Source organism: Dapis brunnea BLCC-M229 (genome assembly GCF_050015995.1).
Taxonomy (GTDB): Bacteria; Cyanobacteriota; Cyanobacteriia; order Cyanobacteriales; family Microcoleaceae; genus Trichodesmium.
The window spans coordinates 20,182-31,824 of record NZ_JBNHEP010000245.1 but is presented as its reverse complement, the minus strand read 5'-3'; the positions used below and the strand labels follow the sequence as shown (position 1 = coordinate 31,824).

Here is an 11,643-nt window from a genome sequence, read left to right as displayed (position 1 = left end):
TAGATTTTAGTCACTCGCATGTTCTCTTAATACTTATTTTACAAACAGTCTCTGAACATTCAAAAAATTTGGTCAGATAATTTCCCAAACTCTACAACTTTTGAATATATTGAAGTTATGAAAAAAATTAACTCCAGAACATACTTTAGTAAAGAAACGAAAAAATATTTAGATAAAGTAATGGAATGGATTTTAGATAATCCAGCTAATCAAAAATGGTTGGAACATTTGGGAATGAAAAGTGGTTCAACAGCATTCTTTCTGACAAAAGCATGATCTGCTAGAGATAAACAAGGAAATAAAACTGAAATGGCTTATTTTTTTAATGATTTAGAAATCATAGAAAATACAAGTCTAAAATCAGTATGAACGAATTTGAACGGAATATTTTGACAAATTAAAAATTTAGAGATCGAGTCAAAACTGAATTGATGAATTGAATTTAATATTGTCTCCAAAAATTTTGTAGCAAATACAGAGGAAATGAGTCGCCACTCATTTCCTCTCTAACTTTCTTTTGAATACAAAATACAAAAATGACTACATTTTTTGGGAGTATTAATTACTCAGAACATCAATTTTTTTTCTTATAGAAGAAATAAATGATGATTATAATTAAGTTGATTTATCCTCAGAGTTTTAATTTTACTCCCTTGGGTCTCAATTAATTAATCTACTGCGCTCAAAACTGCTGTTGGCTTTGAAGGAGACTTTCGTCTTTGAGGTAAAGTAAGTGATTTTACTACAGACTGTTCAGTTTTAGTAATTGAAGAATAAGGGCCTTCATTTATTTGTAGGCGATCGCAAGGTACTGTATCTGATAAAATAGAACTGGCCATCATACCTGTATGAATCTCCATACAAGCGCCGATAACTGCTTCAAATACTAAGCGTTGCCCTGGAAAGACAACTCTTTCAAAATACCAATTGGGTACATTGCTAATTTTAGCTATCTGGATTTGACTTGTGGCATTAACGTAGCAACAGAGAATTTGATTTGAACTATTAGATGGTAAGGGATCAAGAATTTGTGCCATAGTTAATCTTTGAAAAGTTTTTGCTTTATACAAATTTAGTTATATTAACAAGTTAACACCAACTGATCCCTATCAGTTGTAATCTTGAATACCGAGTTTTAGGTTTCTCATCACATGGTCAATATAAATCTTCACAAGGTCTTAAGGCTTTCTTAAGACATGATTAATATTATCGCAAATTTTTAACTTTTTCTTGAATTTGTGCTAAAGCATCAAATTATACAGACAATTTGAATTAAAACTGCTTTTAGCTAAGAATACAAGCTAATTTACTTTTATTAAGATGGCGTATAAAAATTTTAATAAAATTCAAGATTAAAATTAAATAAGTCCGACATATTGGTCATATTTCTTAAAAAAGGATTTACAAAACGTTGTATTACACAGATACTATGGAAAACAAAGTTCTTTATGTTCGTCTCCCATGTAATCCCATTTTTCCTATCGGAGTTGTTTATTTAGCAGATCATGTCCACAAACTCTTCCCAAAAGTAGAACAAAGGATATTCGATCTGGGGGCCGTACCACCTCTAGACTATAGAACAGCCTTAGATAATTGTATCGATAAGTTCAGACCAAACCTATTAGTATTCTCCTGGAGAGATATTCAGATATATGCACCTGTCGGAGGTCGTGGAGGCAACCCTCTGCAAAACGCCTTCGAGTTTTACTACGCGAAAAACCCTCTGATTAAACTGAGGGGTGCAGTGGGAGGCCTGCGGTTAGCTGCTTCCTATTACACCGAACTCTGGCGTAACATAGGACTAATTAAACAGGGTCTAAAAAGGGCCAAAGTTTATCGACCAGAAACTCGTGCAGTAATTGGTGGTGGAGCAGTAAGTGTCTTTTATGAACAACTCGGTCGTAGTTTACCTACTGGTACTATTGTATCTGTCGGGGAAGGAGAGGTCTTATTAGAAAGACTAATTCTAGGAGAAGATTTTAGGGATCAACGATGCTATGTGGTAGGGGAAACATCACCACGCGATCGCTTGATTCATGAAAAACCAGCTCCTATTGAGAAAACTGCCTGTGACTACGACTATATCAATAGCATCTGGCCAGAATTTGTATATTACCTCCAAGACCAAGACTTCTACATCGGGGTACAAACAAAACGCGGTTGCCCCCATAACTGTTGTTACTGCGTTTATACAGTTATTGAGGGTAAACAAGTCCGCATCAACCCTGCTGATGAAGTAGTTGCAGAAATGAAGCAACTATATGCTCGTGGTATTCGTAATTTCTGGTTTACTGATGCTCAGTTTATTCCTGCTCGGAAGTATATTGATGATGCTGTAGAGTTATTACAAAAAATCCTTGATGCAGGGATGGATGATATTTACTGGGCAGCATATATTCGCGCTGATAATCTTACTCCCCAGTTGTGCGAGTTAATGGCAAAAACTGGGATGAATTATTTTGAGATTGGTATTACCAGTGGTTCTCAAGAACTTGTCCGAAAAATGCGAATGGGTTATAACTTACGGGTGGTATTGGAAAATTGTCGAGATTTAAAAGCTGCTGGTTTTAATGATTTAGTTTCAGTTAATTACTCTTTTAATGTAATTGATGAAACTTATGAAACGATTCGGCAAACTATTGCTTATCATCGGGAACTAGAGAAAATCTTTGGAGCTGAGAAAGTAGAACCTGCTATCTTCTTTATAGGGTTACAACCTCATACTCATTTAGAAGATTATGCTTTTGAAAAAGACATTTTGAAACCTGGATATGACCCCATGAGTTTAATGCCTTGGACAGCTAGAAAGTTGTTATGGAATCCAGAACCTTTAGGTTCGTTTTTCGGTGAAGTTTGTCTAGAAGCTTGGCAAAGAAATCCTAATGATTTTGGCCGTGAAGTTATGGCTATTTTAGAAGAAAAATTAGGTTGTGCTGAACTGAATGAAGCTTTAAGTGCGCCTATTGTATCTGAGAAAAATCAAAAACATTTAGCAAGAGTTAATTAATAATTAAAAAGGTGCGTTATTAGCGCATCTTTTATATGAATCGGTAATTTTTACTTACTCAACAAGAACACATAATTTAACGGAAAAAGTGGAATAAAAACAGAGATATTGGGATTCTATTGATAATTATATGTATGATAGCAATAAAGATTCCAGTATTTATCGCTCCTACAAATTTATGATAAACTTTAGTTTGCTTAAGTTTATATTGTATTGTTTTTTTGATTTAGTGTGAGACCAAAAATATCAAGATATTTTCTAATGTATGTTATGTAAATTTTTCTTTTTGCTGTAATCTATGATGCAAGGAAACAGAAAAACTAAACAATCCAGCTACTGATACCAGAATGTAAGCTAGTATCATTACTGTGTTATCAATTCCCTTTAATTCAAGCCCTACCACACCAAGAAATAATAACAAATTCTTTGTTAGAGTTTTCCATGTTTGATCTCTGATATGGTGGTGATCTTTCCATTGAATTTATAAGTCTTTAAGAATAGCATCCTTTGAGGTAGCATCTTAGCTCATAATTGCTTTTTCGGCGTTGGTGATTTGGGCTATGATTTTACTTTAATGGTGATCGCCTAACTATTAACTGAAAAACATTTTAGATTTAGCAAAATTTAGGTTTCATAGCTTGATTCACCAATGCCGCTTTTTCATATCAAATTACTTGTAAAGATTCAGGTATGAGATGTTGGAATAAGAGACAGAACTAATGGCGATCATTAGAGGCGATCGCTCATACCTAAATCCTTACCTTCAGTTAAATAGTTACAAATACAGCCCTTTTCAGTTGAGTAGACCACTAAACTCATTGTTAGGAGTCAGGAGTTAGGAGTCAGGAGTTAGGAGTCAGTATAAAAGCCCTCGTTCTTTAAATTATGACTGAATAAATATACGATACTTAGGGTTTCTGGAGGAGACTGTGGTCTATCAAGCATGAAAACTGCAATTTGAGCGATCGCTCAAATTACTCAAGATGATGCCGTGGGTTGATTCTATTCATTGTGGTTTATTCATATGAAAACCGCTGCAATAGGTAATAGGGAACAGAGGGTTCAATAATTAATAATTGATAATGAATAATTGATAATTACCTCTCTCTAAAACGGATTGGATTGACGCGGAGCGTGAAAATTTTTTCTGATCAAGGGGAGATTGGATATGGCGTTTCGCTACGCGACATGAAAAGCGTTAGCGTTAGCAAAGCTCCTCTGCAAGAGGCAGCTCCTCTGTTAGCGCAGCTCCTCCGGAGGAAGCAAGAGGCAGCGAGCAGCTCTGAAAGAGCGGGAGACCTCGCCATCCCATCCTACTCCATGCTCCGCAAACGACCGCTCTCTTGGTCGATTGGAGGCTAGCGTTTCGCTGCGCGACATGAAACGCGTTTGCGGAGCATTCCGTAGGATAGCGTCCCGGAGGGAACGGAGACCTCGCCATCCCTCGAGCGCTTATTTCTCCTTTCAAGGAGAGGCTTTAAACCTTAATTATTCGGTAAAGTAGGAATATTCCATGGAAAGTCTCTACAAAAATATTTTGTTTATAACTGATTATCCAAACATGATTTTATTGAGTAAATGTGCTATACTACAAGTTAAAGATAAGATGGGTAATTTCGTGAGTTTTAATCTAGGTTGAAAGAAAGATAAATTCAGCCAAAATACAGTTTTAAAGTAAATTTTTGTAAAAATAAACCCTAAAATATTCACATTTTACCTTGATCCCTCTAGAGAATAATTACGAAATAATACGAGCTTCAAACAAATATTACAACTACAGTCAAGTTAGGTAAGAACAAGCTAGAGTAAAAATGAAAAGGAAAAAAGTTTGAACAACAAATAAAGAGGTAGAATTATGAATATTTTCAAATCTATAGAAGAGGCTGTTGTTTATATCTCAGAAGCTATTCGTCGCATTTTTGGTCCTAGTGATGATATGTATCCAGTGATTGGTGTACAACCTTTTGAAGGAGACCCTTATCAAGGACCTATTTGGGCAGATTAGTCGTTAGCTCGGAGTAATTTGGAAGATTCAGAGTAATCTTAACTACGCGGCGTTGCTGAATCAAGGGATGAATCTTTGCACAAAAGGTAAATCCCATCTTTATACTTCCTAATACTTCCTATTCCTATAAAACTATAATTCATCCCGCAAATATGCAACGCCCTATTAATTGCCTTGCGCACTATGCTTTTTCAGTGACGACCTCAATGAGTCTCAAGCAGTTAGGAGAGGAGCCGGATGAAATAAAAGTTTAACGTCCGTTTCTGTTTCGCTGCGCGACATAAAAAGCGCAGCTCCCCCGGAGGAGGCAGACAAGTCCGACAGGGTAACTTATCTGGCTTAGTAAGGATTTGAAGCTGACAGAGACTTTAACGCTGCTATGAAGCAAGAAAAAGTATGTGTATCAGTAGATGAAGTTCCTGCCGATCTATTTCAAGCTTGTGGAAAGTAAAAGGTTACAGAGTGCGGTCAGTAATTCTCGCAGGTTTCGCTATGGGAGATGTTTGCGCAGCGTTGCGTCGGAAAACGCGCAGCGTTGCGTCAGCAAAGCAGGAAGCTAGCTCCAAAGCTCAAAATATGTTTTGGGTTTTGGGTAAGTTTAGTAGAACAGACGTACGTCTTTCAGAGGAACAATTAAGTTTTTGTGCTTAATACCAAGAAAACTAATAAATAGTTAACAGTTTAAAACCCCATCTCTCAGCAAAGATGGGGTAATATCATGTCCGCTTGCTTTGGAGTATTATCAGAAACCGGGTTTATGGGAGACAAATGTCAGTATGGTAGGGGATCTAATAGACATCTGGTGATAATTAAAAATCAAATCAATTATCGTCCATAAATCATTAATTCTTTCCCCCTACTCCTGTACGGGCGATTCGCGAATCGCCCCTACTCCCTACTCCCTCTTTTCTGGAGAGGTCTAATACAAACCCAGAATAATATACTTTATTTATACCGATACTACCGGATTTAAAACTATCAGGGAAAAGATAATCTCAAAAAAATTGATTGAGAACAAAGCAAAGAGCAGCACTACCCAATGGTACAGTCAAATTATCCAGACCAACTTTTGATAAGGTCTCTAATAAAGTAGCAGCAAACGCCACTGGAATAGCAACTACCCAAGTTTGCCAAATATTGCCTTGCACGGCCAATAAAATTAAACAACAAATAGTATAGCTAACCAAACACATTGCTAGGGAACCTTCCCAACTTTTGTTCATTCCCCAGACTTGATAGGGATGTTTACCAAAATTTTGACCAATAATAGCTGCTAACCCATCACCCCAAGCCATAATTAAAATACCAAGGGCAGCATATTGAGGTTGTTGGATAGACCAAAACCAACCGATAAGAATACCAATACTAACTGCGTAGAAAAATGTTCCTAAACTTTTACGCCCCACACTATTAACACTAGGAAGGATAGGTAGTCGGTAGGAAATGAGGGCGATAGCTGCTGAGATAATTCCCGCAGTAATACCTACCCAGGCTGGAATTTCCAACCACCAAGCTAATAGAATTACATTACCTGTGCCAATATGAACGACCTTTCGCGACATCTCTGGGTCTACTTTGGCAAAACGGTTAAGTGCTTCGGCAAGGATTAAAATAATTCCTAACCATGCTCCGACTAGGGAAACTTGGAGCCAAATATTGGGAAATGTGCTGATGATAGACACTATAAAAGAAAAAAATAAAGGTGATAACTTCTAGCTTACTGCTAATTAGCTATCAAACTTGATATTTAAAATTACTAAGTAGCTCAGTTGCGTCATGACTTTCTAATGGTTTTGAAAACCAATATCCTTGTCCTTTATCACACTGAAATTGCTTAAGTTTTTGTACTTGATCTTGGTTTTCTATTCCTTCAGCAATTACTTCTAAACCTAAATTATGAGCTAATGCAATAATTGCACTGACAATTTTTAACCCTTGACCACTTGTATCCGAGTCTAATCTACTGACAAAAGAACGGTCAATTTTCAGAGTATTAATAGGAAACTGATGTAGATAACTTAATGATGAATAACCTGTACCAAAATCATCTATTGATAATTTAATATTTTGATTTTTCAGTTTATTCAACATTTGAGTAGCTAAACTGACATTTTCCATAATTACAGTTTCAGTGATTTCTAGCTTCAAAGAATGAGGCTGACAATTTGTTTGTTGTAAAATTTCCTCAATTTCTTCTGCTAAATTGGGTTGTGAAAGCTGCTTACTAGAAAGATTGACACTTATGGTCAAATTGGAGGTAGGAAATTGACAGCTAGAATTATATACAGAGCAAGTAGAAGAACATTTACCATTGCCATTTTGTTTTTGAGGTAAATAGTCAGAGAGCAGAAACATTTCTTGAGTCTTATTTGTTGCCAATTTTCCATTGTACTGTGTATATTGACAGTTAAATTTTTGCTGCCAAATAGTTAATTGATGACAAGCAGCTCGCAATATCCACATTCCTAGAGGAATAATTAAACCTGTTTCTTCTGCTATGGGGATAAACTTAGCTGGAGAAATCAAGCCTTTAGTGGGATGATGCCAGCGTACCAAAGCTTCAAAACCAGTAATTTGGCCTGTAAATAGAGAGATAATTGATTGGTAATTTAAGCGAAATTGAGAATGAGCTGGATTTTGTTTAATCATTTCTATGGCCCGTCGCAGATCGTTTTCCAGGTCTAATAAGGATATAGCTTGGCTGTGCATTATCAAATTAAACACTTCATACCTTGCTTTACCCAAAGCTTTAGCCCGATACATAGCAATGTCCGCATCTCGCAGTAAGTCTTCCGGGTTGTTGTAAATAGGACAAATATCAAGCTGATTTCCATTGGCACTATCGGCAAAATTTCCACGACTGCCAACAATGCCAATACTTGCTGTAGTAAAGACTTCATTCCCTTCAATATATACAGGTTTTGCCAGTGCTTGATTAATTTTCACAGCTACTCTGGTCCCATAGTTAATATCTGGTGGATACTCTAGTAAGATCGTGAATTCATCTCCTCCTAATCTCGCCAGAGTATCTGAAGCTTTGATACATTTCTGTAGTCGCTTGCCGATCGCTACTAATAGTTGATCTCCTATAGTATGTCCCAAACTGTCATTAATTACTTTAAACCGATCTAAATCTAGAAAGAGAACAGCAAACTGATAATCTGGGTGTTCTCTAGACCGACGCAATGCTATTCTTAGTCTGTCAAAAAACAAGGTACGGTTTGGTAAACCTGTCAGTGCATCGTGAAGAGCATCATGGAGCAGTTTTTCTTGCGCTTGTTTGCGTTCGGTGATATCTCTAATAATTATCTGGGTTGCTGCCTTGCCATCATAAGTATAAGGTATTCCAACTATTTCCACATCTATGACTTCTCCATCTAATCTAATCAACTTTTCTTCTTGTAAATGTGTTTGTTTTCCTTGTTGTTGAACTTGTTGTAGTCGCTGTTTTTCTATTTCTATATAGTCTGGAGGAATGAATTTCCAGAGAGATTGACCGATAATTTCCTCTGGGGAATTTGCTCCTAGTAATTTAGCTCCAGCAGAATTTATATAGACAAACTTTTCCATATAATTTACGGCGATCGCTTCTGGTGAATTTTCTACCAAACGACGGTAACGTTCCTCACTTTCTCTAAGTGCTTCCTCAGCTTGATTACTTGCAATAAATTTCCCTATAACTTCAGCCATTAATTCAATAATTTCTTGTTCGTGAAACTCAAATTCTTTTTTTCTGGCTTGGAGAGATGAGAAGGATAAAGTACCATAAATTTGATTTTTTACAAATATTGGAGTAGCAATATATAATTTTATCGGCCTACCTTTAGCTTCTGATTCTTCTAATTCATTGCTAAAAATTGTTCTTTGTTTTGCAACTACTTTCTGACATAAAATATCGCCTAAATTAAATTCTTTGCCTTGTGTAAAATAATCGATTTTTGACTCTACAGATTTGATCGCAAATAATCCTCCTTTTACTTCTCCAATTACTCCAGTTTCTGTACCAAAAATTTTACAACCTGCTTGGAGATAATCAGCAAAAAGCTCTTCTATATTATTATGATTACAGGTAGCAATTCTATGCAATTCCTTTAAACTAGAACTGAATTTTTCTAAGGCTTGAGTTTTGATAAATAATTGTGCTTCCCAATGGAATCTTTCTGTTATATCTGTAATAATACCAATAAAATTTGTTAAATGGTTATAAGAATTATAAACTGGTGCAATGAATAGTTCATTCCAGAAATCTGTGCCATCTTTCCGCACATTTTGTAAAATAACATGACATTCTTGACCATGTAAAATGGCTTTTTTGAGCTGAGAAATTGCTGGCTGATTTCTGTATTTTCCTTGTAAAAATCGACAATTTTTCCCCATCACCTCCCCAGCCTGATAACCTGTGATGCGCTCGAAACTAGGATTAACATAAATCATGGGATTATCTGGCTGAGTAGGATCGGTAATGACGATGCCGTTATTACTACTATCAATAGCCCGCTTCAATACTTGCAAGCGTTTCTCCTTAGCATGACGTTCAATAGCAGTGGCTAGAATATTAGCGATCGCTTGGAGAAAATAAATATCATCTTGGGTAAACTCTCGATACTTTCTAGTATGAACTCCCAAAACACCCCAAGCTTTTTGAGAGTTATGGGAATTACTATTTTGAGATTCTTTGATTTCTAAATTAGGTATTATTACAGTTGCACCACTAACTATTCGGTGGTTATGTAGCAAGGGTGAACCAGGAAAGCGAGTTTCCACTAGGAAATCTTTGACAATGACTGGCTGATTTGCCAACAAAGTGTAACCTGCTTGGGATTTTTCCCCTGCACTAACTGTAGCTTTACCTACTAAATTCTTTTCCCAACCTACGGCCGCATAAAGAAGAAAGGCATAATTACCAGGCAACAACTCTAACACTTTGCTAAATTCTACATTTAAATTTTTGGCAACTATGGCAACTGCTGTATCGATTAGTTTATAAATATTTGATGTTTGCAGTGCCTTTTGTCCTATTATTGCGACTGCTGCTTGTAGACGTTCACGATATTTGAGCGACTCTAATAGTATATTTTCATTCTCTTGCGCTCGTTTTTCTTCAGTGATATCTCGGTTAACTCCTATAGTTCCAACAATTTGATGAGATTTATCTAACATCGGTACAACCGTTGTTTCACATAGACCCTCACTAGCATCTTTGCGAATAAAGTTAATTTGTCCTACCCACCGACCATTGGCCTTCATCCCCTCAATTATTTCTGATGTTAATGTAGAAGATACTTCTGGTTGGTGTAAAATGGCTGGAGTCTTGCCCAATACCTCAGTTTTACTGTATCCAAACATTCTAGTTGCTGCTGGGTTCCAGTCAATGATGCGACCTTCTATATCTGTCAGAATCACCCCGTCATAGAGATTTTCAAAAGTTAAAGCTTGTCTTTGCAGTGATTTTTGAGTAAGTTTGTCTTCTGAAATATCTGAAAATATTGAGAGTATAGCAGTTTGCCCATTGAATTGTAGAGAACACATTGATATATTGGCCCAAAAATCTGCACCATCTGCTTTTTTCATAAGCACTTCGCGATAGAACATCCGTTCCGCTGCGCGACCGCGTACCAGACCTTCTTGATGTAGATTTACGAGCAATAATTCATATTGTTGAGGATTAGAATAAAAATTAGATGTTGGAAGACCGATTGATTTGTGGTTAGGAATACCAAATTTAAGTCTAAATAATTCGTTACTGAAGAGAATTACACCATCAACTTTACGGCTAATTACTATTGCTACTGGCATTAGTTTAGCAATAGTTTCCCATAGCTTTTCAGCGTCTTGTTTCATTTTTTTCATTGCTTATTTAAGCTATATATTTTTTTGTGTTCCTGTGTTATATTTGATATTTTGTTTGATGTTTTTTTTGTATTTTTTTATTGATTTTAATGAATGGAAACTTTTTATATGATTTATTCTAGACAACGATCCCTAATCATAAAAGTTAAATTTATAAACTTTTAACATCAAATTAGTACCTGGGTCACATAATTATATTGTAAAGTATTTCTGCATAATGTAAATTTTATCTTAACATTGCTTGAAGACTCGTGTTCTCAATTCCCCCTTTGAAATGCAGGAGGGTTTCTCAATAGTGTGCTATAGTAATTTCAAATAAAATTAAGGCTGCTAGCCCAGCAGCCTAATTTATTTAGGATAGCATACTATTGTAAGAACCGCTTTTATTGATTGGTTTTCCCATACGACGCTCCCCTACGGGAGAGCGCGGGTCAAAGACCAACGTTTAGATAAAATTTACTTCCCGTCTATTGTCTGCCACAATAACGAAGTCAGAAGTCAGAAGTCGGAAGTTGTTTTTGTAACGGGGATGGGTGAGCAACCCTGCAAAAACATTTCGCCAATCAAGAAGGGGTTGCGCGACCCCATCCTGTTTGATAAGGGCACACTAGCAGATCGACAGTCGTTATTCGACCTCCTAAGAAATACCCTAGCTATTTGTAGCAAACACTTATCACGCTTGGTATTAGAGAGTGGGATTGTCCAGAATGTGGCATTCACCATGACCGCGACATCAACACAAGTATAAATATTTTGCGGATGGGCTAGCAGTATCTAGGGG

General features: G+C 36.4%; 7 protein-coding genes. 4 read left to right on the top strand and 3 right to left on the bottom strand.

The window, feature by feature from the left end:
* Positions 1–668 precede the first annotated feature (668 nt).
* Positions 669–1,037 (bottom strand): DUF1830 domain-containing protein, encoded by a 369-nt coding sequence (locus tag ACP6PM_RS28080; protein ID WP_426590183.1) that lies wholly within the window; start codon positions 1,035–1,037, stop codon positions 669–671.
* 392 nt (positions 1,038–1,429) lie between these two features.
* Between ACP6PM_RS28080 and ACP6PM_RS28075 the strand changes: the two genes are divergently transcribed.
* The 3 genes from ACP6PM_RS28075 to ACP6PM_RS28065 all read left to right on the top strand — a co-directional run bounded on the left by ACP6PM_RS28075 (position 1,430) and on the right by ACP6PM_RS28065 (position 5,663).
* Complete coding sequence (locus tag ACP6PM_RS28075) at positions 1,430–3,007, top strand: photosystem II high light acclimation radical SAM protein (RefSeq protein ID WP_426590182.1); 1,578 nt, start codon at positions 1,430–1,432, stop codon at positions 3,005–3,007.
* A gap of 1,855 nt (positions 3,008–4,862) precedes the next feature.
* Entirely contained in the window at positions 4,863–5,012 is a 150-nt protein-coding gene (locus ACP6PM_RS28070; protein ID WP_293110322.1) for a hypothetical protein, read from the top strand.
* 492 nt (positions 5,013–5,504) lie between these two features.
* On the top strand, positions 5,505–5,663 hold the full coding sequence (locus ACP6PM_RS28065; protein WP_426590181.1) for a hypothetical protein: 159 nt from the start codon (positions 5,505–5,507) through the stop codon (positions 5,661–5,663).
* Positions 5,664–6,007: 344 nt separating this feature from the next.
* On the opposite strand, the gene ACP6PM_RS28060 is transcribed toward ACP6PM_RS28065, so the two are convergent.
* Positions 6,008–6,694: a diacylglycerol/polyprenol kinase family protein gene (locus tag ACP6PM_RS28060; RefSeq protein WP_426590180.1), complete on the bottom strand. Its 687-nt coding sequence runs from the start codon at positions 6,692–6,694 to the stop codon at positions 6,008–6,010.
* Between the two features lie 52 nt (positions 6,695–6,746).
* Positions 6,747–10,853, bottom strand: coding sequence for a PAS domain S-box protein (locus tag ACP6PM_RS28055; protein ID WP_426590179.1), 4,107 nt, complete (start codon positions 10,851–10,853; stop codon positions 6,747–6,749).
* A 681-nt stretch (positions 10,854–11,534) separates the two neighbouring features.
* Between ACP6PM_RS28055 and ACP6PM_RS28050 the strand changes: the two genes are divergently transcribed.
* The gene (locus ACP6PM_RS28050) at positions 11,535–11,630 is read left to right on the top strand and encodes a zinc ribbon domain-containing protein (RefSeq protein ID WP_426590186.1); all 96 of its coding nucleotides are present in this window, start codon (positions 11,535–11,537) and stop codon (positions 11,628–11,630) included.
* Positions 11,631–11,643: the final 13 nt, after the last annotated feature.

Bases quoted from the DNA above. Each gene is read 5' to 3' on its own strand.
- ACP6PM_RS28080 (WP_426590183.1), bottom strand. From the start codon at position 1,037: ATGGCACAAATTCTTGATCCCTTACCATCTAATAGTTCAAATCAAATT.
- ACP6PM_RS28075 (WP_426590182.1), top strand. From the start codon at position 1,430: ATGGAAAACAAAGTTCTTTATGTTCGTCTCCCATGTAATCCCATTTTT.
- ACP6PM_RS28070 (WP_293110322.1), top strand. From the start codon at position 4,863: ATGAATATTTTCAAATCTATAGAAGAGGCTGTTGTTTATATCTCAGAA.
- ACP6PM_RS28065 (WP_426590181.1), top strand. From the start codon at position 5,505: ATGGGAGATGTTTGCGCAGCGTTGCGTCGGAAAACGCGCAGCGTTGCG.
- ACP6PM_RS28055 (WP_426590179.1), bottom strand. From the start codon at position 10,853: ATGAAACAAGACGCTGAAAAGCTATGGGAAACTATTGCTAAACTAATG.